At 71.9% G+C, this 17846-nt stretch carries 18 protein-coding genes; 10 read left to right on the top strand and 8 right to left on the bottom strand.

Annotation, left to right across the window (positions count from 1 at the left end; translation table 11 throughout):
* Positions 1–27: 27 nt before the first annotated feature.
* Both ACFWGP_RS05910 and ACFWGP_RS05905 read left to right on the top strand, forming a co-directional pair.
* Positions 28–954 (top strand): alpha/beta fold hydrolase, encoded by a 927-nt coding sequence (locus ACFWGP_RS05910; RefSeq protein ID WP_376930362.1) that lies wholly within the window; start codon positions 28–30, stop codon positions 952–954.
* A 12-nt stretch (positions 955–966) separates the two neighbouring features.
* On the top strand, positions 967–1872 hold the full coding sequence (locus ACFWGP_RS05905; RefSeq protein WP_376930361.1) for an alpha/beta fold hydrolase: 906 nt from the start codon (positions 967–969) through the stop codon (positions 1870–1872).
* A gap of 3 nt (positions 1873–1875) precedes the next feature.
* On the opposite strand, the gene ACFWGP_RS05900 is transcribed toward ACFWGP_RS05905, so the two are convergent.
* Together ACFWGP_RS05900 and ACFWGP_RS05895 are read right to left on the bottom strand one after the other, a co-directional pair.
* On the bottom strand, positions 1876–2301 hold the full coding sequence (locus tag ACFWGP_RS05900) for a VOC family protein (RefSeq protein WP_231431845.1): 426 nt from the start codon (positions 2299–2301) through the stop codon (positions 1876–1878).
* Between the two features lie 51 nt (positions 2302–2352).
* Positions 2353–2931: a CGNR zinc finger domain-containing protein gene (locus ACFWGP_RS05895; protein ID WP_376930360.1), complete on the bottom strand. Its 579-nt coding sequence runs from the start codon at positions 2929–2931 to the stop codon at positions 2353–2355.
* 66 nt (positions 2932–2997) lie between these two features.
* Here ACFWGP_RS05895 and ACFWGP_RS05890 point away from each other — a divergent pair, with 66 nt between their 5' ends.
* Positions 2998–4278 (top strand): MFS transporter, encoded by a 1281-nt coding sequence (locus tag ACFWGP_RS05890; RefSeq protein ID WP_376930359.1) that lies wholly within the window; start codon positions 2998–3000, stop codon positions 4276–4278.
* Between the two features lie 69 nt (positions 4279–4347).
* Here the strand turns inward: ACFWGP_RS05890 and ACFWGP_RS05885 are convergent, their stop codons facing one another.
* Positions 4348–5133 carry an MBL fold metallo-hydrolase gene (locus tag ACFWGP_RS05885; protein WP_275506420.1) on the bottom strand — a complete coding sequence of 262 codons (786 nt, stop codon included), beginning with the start codon at positions 5131–5133 and terminating at the stop codon, positions 4348–4350.
* A gap of 73 nt (positions 5134–5206) precedes the next feature.
* On the opposite strand from ACFWGP_RS05885, the gene ACFWGP_RS05880 reads away from it, so the two are divergent.
* The 3 genes from ACFWGP_RS05880 (at position 5207) to ACFWGP_RS05870 (ending at position 7302) form a co-directional block, all read left to right on the top strand.
* Positions 5207–6217 carry a GlxA family transcriptional regulator gene (locus ACFWGP_RS05880; RefSeq protein WP_376930358.1) on the top strand — a complete coding sequence of 337 codons (1011 nt, stop codon included), beginning with the start codon at positions 5207–5209 and terminating at the stop codon, positions 6215–6217.
* A gap of 130 nt (positions 6218–6347) precedes the next feature.
* Positions 6348–6953, top strand: coding sequence for a dihydrofolate reductase family protein (locus tag ACFWGP_RS05875; protein WP_376930357.1), 606 nt, complete (start codon positions 6348–6350; stop codon positions 6951–6953).
* Positions 6954–6978: 25 nt separating this feature from the next.
* The gene (locus ACFWGP_RS05870; RefSeq protein WP_231431851.1) at positions 6979–7302 is read left to right on the top strand and encodes a TfoX/Sxy family protein; all 324 of its coding nucleotides are present in this window, start codon (positions 6979–6981) and stop codon (positions 7300–7302) included.
* Positions 7303–7308: 6 nt separating this feature from the next.
* Here the strand turns inward: ACFWGP_RS05870 and ACFWGP_RS05865 are convergent, their stop codons facing one another.
* Both ACFWGP_RS05865 and ACFWGP_RS05860 read right to left on the bottom strand, forming a co-directional pair.
* Positions 7309–9150 (bottom strand): SLC13 family permease, encoded by a 1842-nt coding sequence (locus ACFWGP_RS05865; protein WP_376930356.1) that lies wholly within the window; start codon positions 9148–9150, stop codon positions 7309–7311.
* 31 nt (positions 9151–9181) lie between these two features.
* Positions 9182–10711, bottom strand: coding sequence for an ATP-dependent DNA ligase (locus tag ACFWGP_RS05860; protein WP_376930355.1), 1530 nt, complete (start codon positions 10709–10711; stop codon positions 9182–9184).
* A 144-nt stretch (positions 10712–10855) separates the two neighbouring features.
* On the opposite strand from ACFWGP_RS05860, the gene ACFWGP_RS05855 reads away from it, so the two are divergent.
* Entirely contained in the window at positions 10856–11752 is an 897-nt protein-coding gene (locus tag ACFWGP_RS05855) for a 3-methyladenine DNA glycosylase (protein ID WP_231431854.1), read from the top strand.
* 281 nt (positions 11753–12033) lie between these two features.
* On the opposite strand, the gene ACFWGP_RS05850 is transcribed toward ACFWGP_RS05855, so the two are convergent.
* Both ACFWGP_RS05850 and ACFWGP_RS05845 read right to left on the bottom strand, forming a co-directional pair.
* Positions 12034–12960, bottom strand: a complete 927-nt coding sequence (locus ACFWGP_RS05850) for an aldo/keto reductase family oxidoreductase (protein ID WP_376930354.1) — start codon at positions 12958–12960, stop codon at positions 12034–12036.
* Between the two features lie 9 nt (positions 12961–12969).
* A complete protein-coding gene (locus tag ACFWGP_RS05845; protein WP_376930353.1) occupies positions 12970–13710 on the bottom strand; it encodes an SDR family oxidoreductase in 741 nt (246 codons plus the stop codon).
* A gap of 132 nt (positions 13711–13842) precedes the next feature.
* On the opposite strand from ACFWGP_RS05845, the gene sigJ reads away from it, so the two are divergent.
* Together sigJ and ACFWGP_RS05835 are read left to right on the top strand one after the other, a co-directional pair.
* Positions 13843–14769 carry an RNA polymerase sigma factor SigJ gene (sigJ, locus tag ACFWGP_RS05840; RefSeq protein ID WP_376930352.1) on the top strand — a complete coding sequence of 309 codons (927 nt, stop codon included), beginning with the start codon at positions 13843–13845 and terminating at the stop codon, positions 14767–14769.
* Between the two features lie 24 nt (positions 14770–14793).
* Positions 14794–15084 (top strand): DUF1905 domain-containing protein, encoded by a 291-nt coding sequence (locus tag ACFWGP_RS05835; protein ID WP_376930351.1) that lies wholly within the window; start codon positions 14794–14796, stop codon positions 15082–15084.
* A 16-nt stretch (positions 15085–15100) separates the two neighbouring features.
* Here the strand turns inward: ACFWGP_RS05835 and ACFWGP_RS05830 are convergent, their stop codons facing one another.
* On the bottom strand, positions 15101–15724 hold the full coding sequence (locus tag ACFWGP_RS05830; RefSeq protein ID WP_376930350.1) for a glyoxalase: 624 nt from the start codon (positions 15722–15724) through the stop codon (positions 15101–15103).
* A 195-nt stretch (positions 15725–15919) separates the two neighbouring features.
* Between ACFWGP_RS05830 and ACFWGP_RS05825 the strand changes: the two genes are divergently transcribed.
* A complete protein-coding gene (locus tag ACFWGP_RS05825) occupies positions 15920–17845 on the top strand; it encodes a glycoside hydrolase family 5 protein (protein ID WP_376930349.1) in 1926 nt (641 codons plus the stop codon).
* The last annotated feature ends 1 nt before the right edge of the window (position 17846 follow it).

Here is a 17846-nt window from a genome sequence, read left to right as displayed (position 1 = left end):
TAGTAGCGCCGCGACGAAGGAGTCGTCATGGACGAGCACGCACGCCACACGCTCGAGGCCCGAGCACCCACCTGGGCGCCGCCGCTGCCCGACGCGCCCGGCTTCGAGCATCTGGTCGTCGAGACGCCCGGACTGCGCAGCCACGTGGCGACGATCGGCGAGGGCGAACCCGTCGTGCTGCTGCACGGATTCCCCGAACACTGGTGGATGTGGCGGGAGGTCGCGCCACGGCTCGCCGCCGCCGGCTATCGGGCCGTCTGCCCCGACCTGCGCGGCACGGGCTGGACCGAGGCGGTCGACCCGCGCATCGGGCCCGAGACGTACCTCGACGACCTGATCGCCCTCCTCGACGCGCTCGCCCTCGAACGATCGCGGTTCCTCGCCCACGACATGGGCGCGATCCCGGCCGCTCAGCTCGCGTACCGGCATCCCGAGCGCGTTCGCTCCCTCGTGCAGCTCTCGGTGCCGCCGTTCTTCATGGGGTTCAGCCCGAAGCTCGCGCCGGGGTTCCGGCACATGCCGCGGCTCCTCGCGCACCGCCCGGGCCGCTCGCTCGACTGGCTCTACGACGAGGGCCACATCGCGCACCCGCCGTCGGCTGCGACGGTCGCGGCGCACCTGGCGCCCGCGTCGCGCCCCGAGGTCGACGGCGCCGTCCGCCGGATCTTCGGCGGCATGGCGATACCGATGTCGCTGCGGTTCGCACGCGGCGAGTACCGCCGACAGCGGCTGCACCCCCCGACGCTCGTCGTGTTCGGCCGCCTCGACCACCCCTGGGACGAGTCGCTCATCAGGCGACTGTGCCGCGACGCCGACCGGTACGCCGACGACTTCGGGCTCGCGTTCGTCGACGACGCCGCGCACTTCATCGTCGACGATGCGCCCGACGCGGTCGCCGAGCTCGCGCTCGACCACTTCGGGCGCACGACCGAGCCGTCCCCACGCACCGAGTAGCCGGAGGTCATCATGGACGCATCCGTTCCCCGCACCGTCCCCGCCGACGCGTCGACCTGGTCGCCGCCGTTGCCTGCGGCGACCGGCTTCGACCACTTCGTCGTCGAGACGCCCGGCCTGCGCAGCCATGTCGCCGCGATCGGCGAGGGCGAGCCGGTCGTGCTGCTGCACGGATTCCCGCAGCACTGGTGGCAGTGGCGCGAGATCGCACCGCGGCTCGCCGAGCACGGGTACCGGGCGATCTGCCCCGACCTCCGCGGCGCGGGTTGGACGGCGGCCGACGACCCGCGCATCCGGCGCGAGACGCGACTGCACGACCTCGTCGCCCTGCTCGACGTGCTCGAGCTCGACCGGGTGCGGCTCGTCTGCCACGACATGGGTGCGATCACGGGAGCGCAGTTCGCCTATGCCCACCCCGAGCGCGTCGCCTCGATGGTGATGCTCTCGGTGCCGCCGACGTTCATGTCGTTCAGCCCGAAGCTGATGAGCGGGCTCGATCACCTGCCGCCGCTCAGCCTGCACCGACGCGGCCGCTCGCTCGCCTGGCTCTTCACCGACGAGTACGCGGCGCAGGGCTTCGCGCCCGAGACGGTGGAGTCGTACCTCTCACCGACGCGCCGACCCGAGATCGACGGCGCGATCGGCAGGCTGTACCGCGGCATGATCCTGCCCGAGGCGGGCCGGATCTTCCGCGGGGCCTACAAGAAGCAGCGCCTGCATGCCCCGACGCTGATCGTGTTCGGCCGCCACGACGAGCCGTTCACCGAAGACCTCGTGCGGCGGATCTCGGGCGATCCGGCCCGGTTCGCCGACCGCCTCGAGTTCGCCTTCGTCGACGGCGCCGCGCACTTCATCACCGACGACGCCCCCGACGATGTCTCGGCGCTCGCACTCGACTGGTTCGAGCGCGCGGGGTGAGCACTACATGGCCGTCGTGCCGTCGCTCATCACCGGCGTGATGAGCCCGAACAGGTTGCCGTCGGGGTCGTGGAGGTAGGCGCCGCGGCCGACGCCCTCCATGTCCTCGGGCGGCAGCGCCTCGGTCCCGCCGAGTTCGATGCCTCGCGCGAAGAGGGCATCGACGTCATCGACGCCGACCACGATGTTGCAGCCGTTGACCGCGGCACCGGGTTCGGGCGCAGGACCCTGTCGCTGCGTGAGCCCGCCGTTGATGCCGTTGCCCGGCTTGCCCTCGACGTTGCCGATGGCGCCCTCACCGGTGTCGATCACCCAGTAGGGCGTGTCGCCGAACTGCGTGAAGCTCCACCCGAGCAGCTGGGAGTAGAAGTCGACGAGCCGCTGCGGCTCGCTCGCGTGGATCTCGAAGTGCACGACCAGGTTGGCCATCGTCCGTCCCTCCTCGAGCGGCCGGCGGTCGCGGCCGTCACGCGGCACAGGCTACGCCGGGCCCGCGACATCCTCCACCGGGTCGATCGCGGTGCGACGGCGATGGTAGTGCCGGTAGGCCTTGTCGCGATTGCCGCACATCTCCATCGAGCACCAGCGGCGCGCGTGGTTGCGGCTCGTGTCGACGAACAGCCAACCGCAGCTCGGGCACTCCTTCACGCGCGCGAGCCGGTCGCCCGTGAGCTCGTCGACCGCCGACTCGGCGAAGCGGGCGACGAGGGCCTCGACGCCCCAGCGCTTGGGCCAGTCGCGCGAGACGGATGCTCCGTCAACGACGAATCCGTGGGCCTCGAGGCCGCGGGCGTGGGCGGTCGCGATGACGCGCACCGCCGCGGGATCGCCGGTCTCGCCCGCGGCGATCGCGGCGAACACCTCCGTGATCGCGGTGCGGAGCCGGGCGAGCCGCCGATGGCCCTGCTCGTCGATCGTCGCCTCGAGCGGCAGCCCGAGCGAGTCGGCCCACGCTGCGGCGACCGCGGGGTCGGCGAGCCAGTCGGTCTTCTGGTCGCGGCCGGTCACCGAGTTCACGAGCTCGAGCGCGAGGGAGTTCGCGACGTGTTCGAATTCCACTGACCCATTCTCTCACCTGTTCGATGGGATTGACAGGTTACACACTCCAAGCGTAGCCTCACCGCTATGCAGCGTTTTACTGGTGAGGCGACCGACGAGGCGACGAAGCCCGGGCCGTTCGGCTGGCTGTGGGCCGGCGCGGGCGCCGCCAACCTCGGCGACGGGGTCATGCTCACCGCCCTGCCCCTCATCGCGCTCACCGCCGGCGCGTCGCCGGGTGAGATCGCGCTCGTCGCGACGATCGCGACGATCGCGTGGCCGCTCTTCGGGCTGCACGCGGGGTGGATCGTCGACCGGGTCCCGGCACCGCGCCTGCTTGCGACCGTCAACGCGATCCGCGTGATCGCCTTCGCGGGGCTCGCCGTCGTCGTCGTGCTCGACGGGCCCGTCGTCGCGGCCGTGCTCGGTGCCGCGTTCGTCTACGGTGTCGCCGAGACCCTCGTCGACACGTCGCTCGTCGCCGCCGTGCCGGCGACCGTGCCCGGCAGCGCCCTGACGAGCGCGAACGCCCGCCTCGAGGCGACCGTGAACGTCGCGAACCAGCTCGTCGGCCCACCGCTCGCGGGATGGCTCGTCGGCATCTCGTCGGCGCTGTCCGCCGCGACGGGCAGCGGCCTGTACGCGCTCGCGGGCCTCGCCGCCGTCGGGCTCGCCGCGGGATGGCGTCGGTCGCGGTCCGGTGTCGCGACGACGGCGGGAAGCGGCGCACCTTCCGCCCGGGCCGGCCGGGTGCGCGACGGCATCCTCTTCCTGTGGCGGCATCCGCTGCAGCGCTCGCTGACGCTGCTCACCGCGGCGATGAACCTCGTGTGGGGCATGTGGCTCGCGCTCTTCGTCGTGCACGCCGTCGCACCAGGGCCGCTCGGCCTCTCCCCCGCCGCGTACGGCTGGCTGCTCACGGCGATGGCCGCGGGCGGCATCGGCGCGTCGCTCGTGACGAGCGCGCTGCAACGCACGTTCGGCAGTGGCGTGCTGCTCTTCGTCGACTGCCTCGGCACGATCGCCCTCGTCGCCCCGTCGGCGTTCGGCGCGCCGTTGTGGGCCGTCGCCGCCGGCGTCGTCGTCGCAGGGGCGGGCTCGAGCATCTGGCGCATCGTCGTCTCGGTCATCCGGCAGCGGACGACGCCCGCCGGGCTCATCGGCCGGGTGTACGCCGCGTCGCGCGTCATCAGCTGGGGCGCGCTGCCCCTCGGCTCGGCGATCGCCGGCCTCGGCGCGGCCTCGTTCGGCGTCGAGTCGGTCTTCACGGCCGCGACCGTCGTCGCGGTCGTGGCCGCGGCCGGCTACGTCGTCGTCTGGCGACGTCGTCTGGCCGGGGCGCCCGGGCCGGTGGGCGAGCAGCACTGAGCGCCGGTCGTGCGCGGTGCGGGTGCCCGCCGTCGCGGCACGGCGGGCACCCGGTCGGGGGCGGGCCGATCAGCCGACGGAGACGCTCCCGCCCCGGACGGGCACGCGGAGGCGATCGGCGAGCCCCGCTCGTGCGAACGCACGCGCGAGCTCGTCGACGCCCTCGGTGAAGTGACCCCAGCCCTCGGCGTGCACGGGCACGATCAGCGCATCGCCGAGCGCGATCGCCGCCGCGATCGCCGTGCCCGAGTTGAGCGTGATGTCGACGTCGCCGAACGCGCCGACGTTCGCCCCGCCCGCGAACAGGATCGCGACCTCGATCGGCCCGACCCGCTCGGCGACCTCGCGCACCACGTCGACCGAGGCGTTGTCGCCCGAGACGTACACGACCGGCTCGCCCGGAGCCCGCAGCACGAACCCGGTCACGACGCCCGTCACGGCCTCGGCGCCCTCCGGGCCGTGCAGCGCCGGAACACCGGTCACCTCGACGTCGCCGACCTGCACGGTCTGCCAGTTCTCGAGCCCCGTCACGCCTGGGATGCGCTCGGCCGCGCCGGGCGTCGAGAACACCTTCGGCACCCGGGCGAGCAGGTCGCGCCCGGCGTGGTCGAGGTTGTCGGCGTGCTCGTCGTGCGAGAGCAGCACGACATCGATGCGGCCGAGCTCGTCGGGCGAGAGCGCCGGACCGGTGAGCTTGTGCAGGTCGACGCGGCCCGGGTACACGCCCGGCTCGTCGAAGGTGGGGTCGGTGAGGAAGGTCAGGCCCGCGTACTCGAACGCGAGCGTCGGGCCGCCGACCAGACGGACGGACAGGGCGGTGGCGGCGGTGGTCGTGGACGTGGAGGTTTCGGTCATGTTCCGATGCTCGCGGCTCGAACACTGTCGAGCCAGTGGCCCGCAGGCGATGCTGCGATAAGATCGGGCCAACATGGATGCCTCGCCCCTGCCCCGCGTGGTCGTGCTCGCGTTCGACGGAATGAGCCCGTTCCACCTCTCGGTGCCCACGCTCGTGCTCGGGGCGGCGGGCCTCGACGGCGCCGAAGCGCTCTACCGGGTGACGGTCTGCGCCGAGCGGCCCGGTTCGCTCACGACCGGAGCCGGCTTCTCGATCGCGGTCGACGCGGGGCTCGAGGCGTTCGACGACGCGGATACGATCGTGATCCCGAGCTGGTCCGTCGATCGCGAGCCGTCCGGGCGGCTGCTCGAGTGGATCCGCACGGCCCACGCTCGCGGCGTGCGCATCGTCGGACTCTGCCTCGGCGCGTTCGTCGTCGCCGCCTCCGGCATCGCCGACGGCCGTGAGGTCACGACGCACTGGGCGCTCGCCGACCGCCTCGCCGACGAGCATCCCGGCGTCGTCGTCCGCCGCGACATCCTCTGGTCGGACCTCGGCGACGTCGTCACCTCCGCGGGGGTCGCCGCCGCGCTCGACTGCTGCCTGCACCTCGTTCGCGCCGACCACGGCAGCGCCGCGGCCACCCGGTACGCCCGGTCGCTCGTGCTCGCACCGCATCGCAGCGGCTCACAGGCGCAGTACATCCCGGTGCCGATCGCCGATCCCGCGGGCGACGATCCCATCGAGGTGGCGATGGCGTGGGCCAGGGCGCGCGTGGCCGACCCGATCGACCTCGACTCGTGGGCCAGGGCGGTGCACCTCTCCCGGCGCACCTTCACCAGGCGGTTCCGCGATCGAACGGCGACGAGTCCGCAGCAGTGGCTGCTCGAGCAGCGCGTCGACCATGCGAGGTCGATGCTCGAGAGCGACGACGTCCCGGTCGAGCTCGTCGCCGCGAGATCGGGCTTCGGCAGCGCCGTCACGCTGCGTCACCACTTCCAGCGCCGGCTCGGCGTGAGCCCCGCGGCGCATCGCGCGCTCTTCCGAGGGCGGACGACAGCTTCTCGGCCGACGTCGGCGGCGGCATCCCCGGCGGAACTGTAGGAACTCCCGCCCGGGGGTTCCATCCCGGGCCGAAGGCGCGAATGATGGGGAGCGGTGCGGAGCACGCCCGCGAACCGCACCGACGACGAGCCGAGGCGCCCGTACCGCCCGGCATGCGAAGGAGCGAATCATGGGCATCATCGCCGCCGACCTGTTCGTCACGCTCGACGGGGTGTACCAGGCCCCGGGCGGCCCCGACGAAGACGAGGAGCACGGGTTTCCGTACGGCGGATGGCAGGCGCCGTACCTCGACGACGAGAACGGTGCCGACATCATGGCCGGCATCGACCGGCTCGACGCGCTGCTGCTCGGCCGCAAGACCTACGACATCTTCGCGGCGTACTGGCCGCACCAGACGGGTCCGATCGCCGAGAAGTTCGACTCGGTGCCGAAGTTCGTCGTCTCGCGCACGCTCCGCGACGCGGAGTGGGAGGGCACGACCGTGCTCGGCGACGCCGCACGCGACCTGCCCGCCGTGAAGGAGCGGTTCACGGAGATCCACACGATCGGCAGCGGCGACCTGCTGCAGACCCTCCTCGACGAGGACCTCGTCGACCGGTTGAACCTGTTCGTCTACCCGGTCGCGTTCGGCACCGGCAAGCGGGTCTTCCGCGACGGGGTGAAGCCGGCGGCGTTCACCCTCGCCGAGCCCGCGCGCACGTACCGCAGCGGCGCGATCAGCCTCGCGTACGACCGGGCCGGAGTCCCGATGACGGGGATCAGGGTCGACGGGTGAACGTCTGAGCGGGAGGACCGACGACGTGGCGACGCGCGACGAGGGCTTCGCACTCCTCGAAGAGCTCGCGCCGGCATTGCTCGCCGAGCCCGACGTGGGCTTCGGCCGCATGTTCGGCTCGGAGGGCCTGTCGGTGCGCGGCAAGTTCTTCGCGTTCGTGTCGTCGCAGGGCGACCTCGTCGTGAAGCTCGATGCCGACCGCATCGAGGAGTCCGGCCTCGACAACATGGTGATGCGCGGGCGACCGATGCGGGAGTGGGCGGTCGTGCCCGTCGGCGAGGGCGTCGATCGGTGGCGCGAGGTCGCGCGTGAGGCGTACGAGTTCGTCGACTCGATCACGCCGCGCTGAGACGGCTCAACCGTTCGGGTACAGCGGCAGCAGCCAGGGAACCATGGTGATCGCCACGATCATCACGACGAGGGCGAACGGCGAGCCGATCCGCATGAAGTCCGCGAACCGATAGCGGCCCGGTCCGAGCACGAGCGTGTTCACGGGCGACGACACGGGCGTCATGAACGCGGCCGAGGCTGCCAGCATGACGACCATCGCGAACGGGTACGGCGAGGCCCCGAGCTTCTCGGCGGTGGCGATCGCCACGGGCCCCATGAGCACCGCCGTGGCGGTGTTCGACACGAACAGCCCGATCACCGCGGTCGTGGCGAACAGGCCCGCGAGCAGCACGACGGGACTCCCCTCGCCGAGGAGGCCGGTCAGGGCGTCGACCGCGAGGTCGATGCCGCCCGTGCGTTCGAGGGCGAGCGCGAAGGGCAGCATGCCCACGATCAGCAACAGCGTCGGCCAGTGGATCGACCGGTAGGCGCTCGGCATGTCGATGCAGCCGAACGCGCCCATCATGAGGCACGCGATGAGCGCGGCGATCACGTTCGGCACGATGCCCGTGACCATGAGCACGACCATGACGACGACGCTGAGCAGCGCGTACGGCGCGCGGTTCGCCGCGGGCGACTGCTCGCGCACCTCGGCGGGAAGCTCGAGTGCGACGAAGTCCGTGCTGCGGGCGGTGAGCCGCTTGACGTCGTCCCAGGCCCCGACGACGAGCAGGGTGTCGCCCAGTCGTACGCGTTCGGCGGCGAGCGAGCCCGGCAACGCCTCGGTGCCGCGACGCAGGCCGATCACGTCGATCCGGTACAGCTCGCGGGTGCGCAGTTCGCCGACGGTCCGGCCCAGCGCGGCCGAATTCGGCGGCGGCATCACCTCGCCGAGGCCCACCTCGCGGGATCGCTCGGCGAGGAACCCCTCGTCGACCGGGAGGACGCGCAGGTGCAGGCGGCGCAGGTCCTCGGCGAGGTCGTCGCGAGGTGCGAAGACGTCGACGAGCAGCACGTCGCCCCTGACGACCGGTGACGACAGTCCGGTCGCCGTGACGCGGAGCGTGCGCTGCAGCCACCGACGGCGCTCCACGGCGATGACGCGCATGCCGTGCCGGTGCAGGTCGATCTCGGTGGGACTCCGCCCGATGAGCGGCGACCCGCGCCCGACCTGCACTCGCCGATCGCGGTCGGCGAGCCGGTAGTCGCGCATGAGGTGACCGTACGTGCGGTCGTCCGCTGCCGAGTCGTCGGCCGTGTCGGCGCCGAGGAACCGGCGGGCGATCAGCAGGTAGCCGATGCCGAGCGCGAGCACCACGAGCCCGAACGGGGTGACCGAGAAGAACCCGAACCCCGCTTCGCCCGCACGCACGAGCTCGGCGTCGATCACGAGGTTCGGCGCGGTGGCGATGAGGGTCAGCATGCCGCTGATGAGCGCGGCGAAGCTCAGCGGCATCATGAGCTGGCGCGGCGAGATGCGCAGTCGCGTGGCGATGCTCAGCACGACCGGGATGAAGATCGCCACGACCCCGGTCGAGCTCATGAAGGCGCCCAGCAGCGCGACGCTCAGCATGAGCAGCACGATGAGCCGGGTACTGCTCGTTCCGGCCCTCGCCGAGAGCCAGTCGCCCAGCCGGTAGGTGAGCCCGGTGCGCGAGAGCCCTTCGCCGATCACGAAGAGCGCGGCGATGAGCACGACGTTGGGGTCGGAGAACCCAGACAGCGTCTCAGGGACCGTCAGCACCCCGGTGAGCGGAAGGGCGACGAGGAGACCCACCGCGACGACGTCCATGCGCGGACGGTTGATCGCGAACATCACGATCGACGCGACGAGCAGGGTGAGCACAACCAGCAGTTGCCAGTTCACGCTGCCACAGTATCGGCCGGGCGACCGGCCGTCACCCGCGCAGCAGCCCCCGCAGGGTCTGGATCGTGTCGGCGTCGGCCGGCCGCTTGTCGTCGCGATAGCCCTTGACGCGCGCGAAGCGCAGGGCGATGCCGCCGGGGTAGCGGCTCGACCGCTGCACGCCGTCGATCGCGATCTCGACGACGGTGACCGGCTCGACCCAGACCGTGTGCGGGGTGCGCCGCACCTCGATCTCTTGGAAGCGCTCGGTCTGCCAACGCAGCAGCTCGTCGGTGAGGCCCTTGAACGTCTTGCCGACCATGACGTAGCCGCCGGGCTCGCCGAACTCGCCATCGGGATCGAGTGCGCCGAGGTGCAGGTTGGAGAGCCAGCCCGTGCGGCGCCCCGAACCCCACTCGCACGCGAGCACGACGAGGTCGTACGTGTGCACCGGCTTGACCTTGACCCAGCTCGACCCGCGCCGCCCGGCGGCATACGTCGAGCCGATCGCCTTGACGACGACCCCCTCCTGCCCCGCTGCGAGTGCCTCGGCCGAGACCCGCTCGGCCGTCTCGGCGTCGGCGGTCACCTCTCCGGGGATGCGGTGCGCGGGCGCGATGCGCTCGAGCTCGGCGAGCCGCGTCGCGAGCGGCTCGTCGAGCAGGTCGCGTCCGTCGACATGCAGCACGTCGAAGAACCAGGGATGCAGCACCGTCTCGCGGGCGCGCTCGGCGCCGAACCGCGACATCGTCTCTTGGAAGGGGCGCGGCGCCCCCTCTTCGTCGAGCGAGAGCGTCTCGCCGTCGAGGATCACGTCGCGCACGGGCAGCGAACGCACCACCTCGACGACCTCGGGCAGCCGGTGCGTGACGTCGGCGAGATTGCGCGTGAAGACCCGCACGTCGTCGCCCTCGCGATGCACCTGGATGCGCGCGCCGTCGAGCTTGTACTCGACGGATGCCTCACCCGTGAGCTCGATCGCGGCGGTCGGCGTCGATGCGGTCGCGGCGAGCATCGGCAGCACGGGCCGACCCACGACGAGCCCGACCGCCTCGAGCTGTTCGACCGTACCGGTGAGCGCGAGCCGCGCGGTCTCGCCGAGGTCGCCCGAGAGCATGGCCGCACGGCGCACGACGTCGCCCGGCCGGTCGGCCGCGCGTGCGATCGCATCGGTGAGCACGCCCTCGAGCGCCCCCGTGCGCATCTCGCCGAGCAGCACGCCGCCGAGGAAGTGCTGCTCGCGGTCGGTCGCGCGCCCGAGCAGGTCGGCCAGTTCGCGAGCACGGTCGCCCGACGAGCCGGCACCGCCCGCCGCGGCGAGCCGGTCGAGCGTCTCGTCGAGCTCGTCGACCGTGAGCGACGGCTCGACTGCCGCCTGCGTGGCATCGACCGCGGCGGCGAGCCCGCGCCAGCCGACGCCGACCCGACCCTGTCGCGGCTTGCCGACGAGGAAGCCCACGGCGGGCGCGATCTCGTCGGGTTCGAGTCGGCGCAGCAGTTCGGCGAGCGCGTCGACCTTCGCGAGGCGCGACCGGGTCGACGCGACGGCGTCGGCGGTGGTGACGAGCTCTTGGAGCAGCACGCGCCCAGTTTCGCACCCGCCGCCGACATGCGATCCGTGGTCGAGTGGGCGCGCAGGGGCGTATCGAGACCACGAGCCCTCGCCGACGGTGGCCTCGATACGCGCTTCGCGCTCCTCGACCGGCCGGGAACGTACCCTTGGAGCATGACCACCGTGCTCGCCGCCGACGACTGGCGTGCCCGCGCCGGGGCGCACGCCGAGCGGGCCGACGCCCTCACGGCCGGTCATCGCGCCCGCGCGGCGGCGCGCGAGAAGCACCCCATCGAGGACTTCCTCTTCACGTACTACTCGTACTCGCCGAGCCTGCTGCGCCGCTGGCATCCCGGCCCCGGCCTCGAGCTCGACGGCGCCGCCGGCACGCCTCGCGCCGAGTGGCGCTGGTACGGCGCCGGCCGCTCCCCCGGATCGCTCGTCGTCGACCGTGACGCGATGCAGGCGGAGAAGGGACCGATGCTCGCGACCGTCGAGCGCATGCTGCGGCTCACGGCGTCACGCCAGGGCGCGTTCGGATGCTTCGGGCTGCACGAGTGGGCGATGGTGTACCGCCAGCGCGAGCACCGCCACCCCGTGCCGCTGCGGCTCGGCCAGGCCGCGACCGACGAGGTCGTCGAAGCGCACGAGCTGCGCTGCACCCACATCGACGCCTACCGGTTCTTCACGGCCGACGCGGTGCCGCGCAACCGCTTCGAGCCGACCCGCGAGACGCAGCCGAGGCTCGAACAGCCCGGCTGCCTGCACGCCAACATGGACGTCTACAAGTGGGCCGTGAAGCTCGGTCCGCTCGTGCCCGGCGAGCTGCTGCTCGACGCGTTCGAGCTGGCCAGGGACATCCGCTATCTCGACATGCAGGCGTCGCCCTACGACATGGAGCCGTGGGGCGGCGAGCCCGTGCGCATCGAGACGCCCGACGGCAAGGCCGAGTACGTGCGTCGGCAGCGCGGGTTCGCCGAGCGGGCGAACGGGCTCCGGCGCAGCATCCTCGATGCCGCGTTCGCAAGGTCGACGCCGGCGACGGCCGGCACGTCGACGAGATCGCGCTGAATCGCGCTGAATCGGGCTGAATCTGGCTGGGCGGGAGATCCACTTCCGTGGAGGCGTCCACAAGTCCACATATCCACACCCGAGGCGTCCATGAATCCACAAATCCACACCCGAGGCGTCCACACATCCACGAATCCACACAGCCGCCGGCGCGATTCCCCGCCGGATCCGCTGAGCGCGGCGAGCGGTGCGCCGTCGCGACGATGCGCGCGAGCGCGACGGCCCACCAGATCGCGAGGCGTCGGTACGGACGGCCTCGGTGGCGACCGGCCTGAGGGCGCTCAGGGCACCTGGTAGCCGGCGGCGCGGAAGAGCTCGTACCACTCAGGGCGCGTGAGCGGCACGGCCGAGCCCGCCGCCGCGTCGGCGACGCGCGACGGGTTGGTCGTGCCGAGCACGACCTGCATGTTCGCGGGGTGCCGGGTGATCCACGCGGTCGCGATCGCGATCGGCGCCACGTCGTACTTCTCGGCGAGCCGGTCGATGGCCGAGTTGAGCTCGGGGTAGTCGGCCGACCCGAGGAACACGCCGCTGAAGAACCCCGCCTGCAGTGGAGACCACGCCTGGATCGTGATGCCGTTCATCCGGCAGTAGTCGACGATGCCGCCGTCGAGCATCGTCGACTGCCAGAACCCCTGCATGTTCGCCGAGATGCCCTGCGCGATGATCGGCGCGTGCGTGATCGACAGCTGCAGCTGGTTGGCGACGATCGGCTGCCGCACCGAGCGGCGCAGCAGTTCGAGCTGGCTCGGCGTGTGGTTCGAGACCCCGAAGGCGCGCACCTTCCCTGACGCCTCGAGCTCGTCGAACGCCCGGGCGACCTCGTGGGGCTCGACCAGGGCGTCGGGGCGGTGCAGCAGCAGGATGTCGAGGTAGTCGGTCTGCAGCGCCTCGAGCGACCCCTCGACCGACTCGATGATGTGCTCGTACGAGAAGTCGAAGTACGGGCCGTCCTTCACGATGCCGCACTTCGTCTGCAGGGTGACCTGCTCGCGCTCGGCGGGCGTCAGCTGCATCGCCTCGGCGAAGCGGCGCTCGCAGGCGTGCAGCGTCTCGCCGTAGATGTCGGCATGATCGAAGAAGTCGATGCCCGCGTCGCGGGCCGTGCCGATGAGGGTGCGCACCTCGTCGTCGCCGAGCTGCTCGATGCGCATGAGTCCGAGCACGACGTTGGGCGCCGCGATGCCGGCGAGATCGATGGTCTTCACCGGTGCAGGCTATCGGTCGGCCACCCACTCGTCGAACGTCCGGGTCGCACGCACGGCGCCCGGACCGGGCAACGTGACGCCGGATCGCATCGCGGCGAACTGCTTGCCGGGCAGTGACACTGCCAGCACCGGTCCCCTCAGGCCCTGGGCTCTGGCGAGCTTGCGGATCATCTCCTCGAGCCGCTCCTCGCGCGGGCCGGCGAGGTCGGCGACGTGCCCGGCGGGGCCGGCCTCAGCGAGCGCGACGAGTCGCTCGCCGACCTCGCGCGCCGCGACCGGCGCGGTGCGCACCTTCGGCGCGAGGTGGACGCCCGCGAACGACATGCCCTCGAGCATCTGCCCGGCGAACTCGTGGAACTGCATCGCGCGCTGGATGGTCCAGGGCACGTCGCCCTGCTCGACGACGCGCTCCTGGGCGAGCTTCGCCGCGTAGTACCCGTACGGCGCACGGTCGATGCCAACGATCGAGAGCAGCACGTGGTGGGGCACGCCGGCCGCGGCCTCTGCGGCGAGCAGGTTCCGCGACCCCGTCGTGAAGAACGCCTCGGCCTTCTTCGCGTCGAGCGTCGTCACGTTGCTCGTGTCGACGACCGCGTCGACGCCCTGCAGCGCCCGGGCGAGTCCCTCGCCCGAGATCACGTCGACCCCGGCCGAGCGGGTGAGCACCACGACCTCGTGCCCGCGTTCGCGGGCGACGTCGACGACGTGGCGTCCGACGGTTCCGGTTCCCCCGGCAACGGCGATCTTCATGATGGGCTCCTCTGCATTCGGGCCGCGGATGCGGCGGCGGGCGGGGCATCCGTTCGCCCCTTCACCATCTCGACGACGCAGCCCGCCGGAATGCAAGGTGCCGGGCGCGTCGCCGCGTGCGAGGCTGGGGGCATGCCCGATGCGCCCATCGCTCCCACCGACGCGCGCGACGAGGCGCTCGACGCCGAGCGGCCCGCCCTCGTCGGCCTCGCCTACCGCATGCTCGGCACGGTGGCCGACGCCGAGGACGCGGTGCAGGAGGGCTTCGCCCGCTGGTACCGGATGCCTCCCGCAGACCGCGACTCGGTCGACCGGCCCGGCGCGTGGCTGATGCGCACGGTGGGCCGCATCTGCCTCGACCAGCTCGGCTCGGCACGTCGGCGACACGAGCACTACGTCGGCGAGTGGCTCCCGGAGCCGTTGCCGACCGCCGACGCCGCACGGTTCGCGGTGCGGGCCGTCGACGACCCGCTCGATCGCGCGATGCTCGACGAGTCGGTCTCGACGGCGCTGCTCGTCGTGCTCGAGTCGCTCACCCCCGCCGAGCGGGTCGCGTTCGTGCTGCACGAGGTGTTCGCGATGCCGTTCGCCGAGATCGCGGAGGTCGTCGGACGAACGTCCGCGGCCTGCCGGCAGCTCGCCGCCTCCGCCCGCCGGCACGTGCGCGAGCGACGAGCGGGCGTCGTCAGCCGCGAGCGCCACGACGAGGTCGTGCGCGCGTTCGTCGCCGCAGCGGGGACGGGGCGGCTCGAGTCGCTGCTGTCGCTGCTCGACCCCGACGTCGTGCTCCACTCCGACGGGGGCGGATTCGTCTCGGCGACGCGACGCCCCGTGCTCGGCCCCGACCGCGTGGCCCGATTCATCGCCGGCACCCTCACCCAGCGCGGTCCGGCGCTCGAGTGGTCGCTGCACGAGACGGCCGACGGGCTCACGCTCGCCTTCGGCGAGGACGGGATCGTCGATACCGTCGCCGTCATCGAGGTGCGCGGCGACGCGATCACCAACGCCTGGGTCATGCGCAACCCCGAGAAGCTCGGGCGGTGGAACGCGCCGGCGTGAACACGCCACCCGTATCCTGAGCCGATGGAGCTCGACTTCAGCGGTGCGCTGTGGTTCTGGCGCGGTCCCGCCCCGTGGCACTTCGTGACGGTGCCCGACGCAGCGTGCGACGCCCTCGCGGCGATCGCGCCGTTCGTGAGCTACGGCTGGGGCATGGTGCCGGCGATCGTGCGCATCGGCGACAGCGAGTGGCCGACCGCGCTGTGGCCGAAGGACGGCGGCTACATCGTGCCCGTGAAGGCGTGGGTGCGCAGCGCCGAGTCGCTCGAGGTGGGCGACGTCGTCGACGTGCGACTCAGGGTCGGAACGCCCTGAGCCGCACCGCGACGACTCACACGTCGGCGGGGGCCGTGACCGGCGCCCAGGCGAAGCCGTCGGGGTCGGTGTACGCTCCGTCGCCGCTCGCGATCACGAGGCGGTGCGAGCCAGAGCCCTCCTCGGGCACGCCCGCGTCCTTCGCGAGCGCGCGGCGCTTGTAGAGGCCGAGGCCGATCGGGCTGCGGGGCGTGTCGAAGTCGACGTAGCTGCCGAAGCTCTTGCCGACGGCGAAGCCGTGCTCGGCGTAGAAGCGCTTGCTCGCCGGGACGTCGTCGACGCCGAGCAGCAGGACGAGCCGATCGAAGTCGCGGCCGACGGGAACCGTGTCCTTCTTCGCCGAGGTCGCGAACTTCCAGATCGCGCCGTCGGGCGCCTGCACCGATGCGCCGACGCCCCAGAGCGACTTGGCGACGGGCTTCAGCACCGTGGCGCCGGCGGCGACGGCGGCGTCGAAGAGGGCCTGCACGTTGCCGGGCTGCGCGACGACGAGCGACAGCGTGTAGCCGCGGAAGCCCGTCGACGGCTCAGTGGCGAGCCGTGTGCGCACCCGTCCGTCGAGGCCGAGGGCGTCGGTGTAGAAGCGGTCGGCGGCGGTGGGGTCGTCGACGTCGAGGGTGATGGATTCGATGGTTGACATGTCGATCACGCTACGAGCGAGGCCCGCCCCGACGCTTCTCGAATCCTGACCGATGTGCGCCGACGTGCTCTGGCAACGCAAACATGTTTACGTTGACATTGCGGCTGGCACCCCCATAGCATTGCGACCGCCAGGCGTCGCCGCGAGTGCAGCCCGACAGCGTGACGACGCGGAGAAACGAACAGGGAGGTTCGAATGCATCGTCGCATCGCGACACTCGCAGTGGCCGCGGTCACCGCGGCGCTCGCCGTCTCGGCCATCGTCCCCGCGCATGCGGCGACCGAGTCGACGCCGATCGCACAGGTCACCGGGCCGCAGCTCGCGGCGTCGTGGACGCCGCCGCTGAGCACGAGGGGCCGGTACATCGTCGACGCCGACGGCGACCGCTTCAAGCTCGAGTCCGCCAACTGGGACGGCGCACAGGGCCATTGGAACGGCAGCGGTGACAAGAACGACCCGGCCAACCACAACAGCGGCATGAGCTACGACATCCCCATGGGGCTCGACCGAGTGCCGATGGCGACGCTGATGAGCGACTTCCACGGACTCGGGCTCAACAGCATCCGGCTGTCGTACTCGAACGAGATGCTCGGAATGACCGCCCCCGTGCCCGACGTCGCCGTGGCGGCGAACCCCTCGCTGAAGGGCAAGACCCCGCTGCAGGTCTTCGACGCGGTGGTCGACGCCCTCACGGCCGACGGCTTCGCGGTGATCCTCAACAACCACACCACGACGTCGCGCTGGTGCTGCGGCGCCGACGACGGCAACTCGAAGTGGTACAGCAGCCAGACCACCGAGAAGTGGATCAGCGACTGGGTGATGCTGACCGAGCGCTACGAGGACAACCCGCGCGTCGTCGGCATGGACCTCCGCAACGAGGTCCGCCGCGACGTCTGGAACGACGCCAACTGGGGCATGGGCGACGGCAACGACCTCTACCAGGCGTTCCAGCGGGCGGGCGTCGCCATCCAGCAGGCGAACCCCGACGTGCTCGTCATCATGGAGGGCATCAACTGGCAGGGCGTCCCGCTCGACGGCCTGTTCCACGACCGCCCGCACCTGAAGCCCGTCGCGAACCTCTCGAACGCCCTCCCGTATCCCGACAAGCTCGTCTACGCCGCGCACATCTACGCCTACACCGGGCCGAAGCACACGGGTGCGACGGGACTCGGCGAGACCCACGACCCCCGCTACCGCGACCTCACCCGGAGCGAGCTCGTGGCGGAGGTGAACCGGGCCGCGGCCTACGTCACCACGGCGAACCAGCACTACACGGCCCCCGTGTGGTTCAGCGAGTTCGGCATCGGCCACGCCGCCGACACCGGCGCGCTCGACAAGGCCTGGTGGGCGAACTTCACCGACATCCTCGCCGCCAACGACAGCGACTTCGCCGCGTGGCCGCTCGTGACGCAGGCGAGCGCCGACGGCACGTTCGCCGACGGCTACGCGCTGCTCGCCTACAAGCCCGACGGCACGAAGCTCAGCATCGCCGACGACTGGCGCTACTCGCAGTGGGTGAAGCTCGTGAACGCGAACGGCAAGACCGGCCCCGTGGCCGACGCGCCGCGCTGGAACATGATCGGCAGCGGCAGCTTCGTCGACAGTCAGTCGTCGCTGCGCATGCTGCAGGCGGGCGACTGGTCGCCCGGCCAGTGGAAGGGCACCTGCCCCGACAGCCAGCGCCTGCAGGGCATCGCGCGGAGCACCAACCGGGGCCTCTGCACCGATGTCGGCGACATCGCCACCTCCAACCCGCGCGTGCAGAGCGGCGAGGGCAACATCACGAACGATTGGGCCTCGGGCTACAGCAAGCTGCAGTGCAACCCCGGCGAGGTCGCGGTCGGTTACAGCCTCGGCACCGGCACCGGCACCAAGGCGGCGATGTGGAAGCTCGCCTGCGCGACGAGCACCACGGCGCTGCCGGCCAGCCAGGGCCGCCTCATCTGGTTCGACCAGGGCGACAACCGCCCGGCGGGCGGCGGATCGACCGCGAGCGACTGGGCCCCGGGCTACTACAAGGGCCAGTGCAAGGACACCGAGTACCTCGCCGGCGTGGCGTACACCTACCAGTGGAACCACGGCGGAGTGCCCGACGCGCTGCTCTGCAAGCCGCTGAGCTAGC

It is taken from the genome of Agromyces sp. NPDC127015 (assembly GCF_042725165.1).
Classification (GTDB): Bacteria; Actinomycetota; Actinomycetes; order Actinomycetales; family Microbacteriaceae; genus Agromyces; species Agromyces chromiiresistens.
This window is presented reverse-complemented; position numbering and strand designations above follow the sequence as displayed.

Coding starts and splice junctions, on each gene's coding strand:
- ACFWGP_RS05835 (WP_376930351.1), top strand. CDS start 14,794: ATGGAGCTCGACTTCAGCGGTGCGCTGTGGTTCTGGCGCGGTCCCGCC.
- ACFWGP_RS05910 (WP_376930362.1), top strand. CDS start 28: ATGGACGAGCACGCACGCCACACGCTCGAGGCCCGAGCACCCACCTGG.
- sigJ (WP_376930352.1), top strand. CDS start 13,843: ATGCCCGATGCGCCCATCGCTCCCACCGACGCGCGCGACGAGGCGCTC.
- ACFWGP_RS05885 (WP_275506420.1), bottom strand. CDS start 5,133: ATGACCGAAACCTCCACGTCCACGACCACCGCCGCCACCGCCCTGTCC.
- ACFWGP_RS05900 (WP_231431845.1), bottom strand. CDS start 2,301: ATGGCCAACCTGGTCGTGCACTTCGAGATCCACGCGAGCGAGCCGCAG.
- ACFWGP_RS05830 (WP_376930350.1), bottom strand. CDS start 15,724: ATGTCAACCATCGAATCCATCACCCTCGACGTCGACGACCCCACCGCC.
- ACFWGP_RS05890 (WP_376930359.1), top strand. CDS start 2,998: ATGCAGCGTTTTACTGGTGAGGCGACCGACGAGGCGACGAAGCCCGGG.
- ACFWGP_RS05825 (WP_376930349.1), top strand. CDS start 15,920: ATGCATCGTCGCATCGCGACACTCGCAGTGGCCGCGGTCACCGCGGCG.
- ACFWGP_RS05845 (WP_376930353.1), bottom strand. CDS start 13,710: ATGAAGATCGCCGTTGCCGGGGGAACCGGAACCGTCGGACGCCACGTC.
- ACFWGP_RS05905 (WP_376930361.1), top strand. CDS start 967: ATGGACGCATCCGTTCCCCGCACCGTCCCCGCCGACGCGTCGACCTGG.
- ACFWGP_RS05855 (WP_231431854.1), top strand. CDS start 10,856: ATGACCACCGTGCTCGCCGCCGACGACTGGCGTGCCCGCGCCGGGGCG.
- ACFWGP_RS05875 (WP_376930357.1), top strand. CDS start 6,348: ATGGGCATCATCGCCGCCGACCTGTTCGTCACGCTCGACGGGGTGTAC.
- ACFWGP_RS05880 (WP_376930358.1), top strand. CDS start 5,207: ATGGATGCCTCGCCCCTGCCCCGCGTGGTCGTGCTCGCGTTCGACGGA.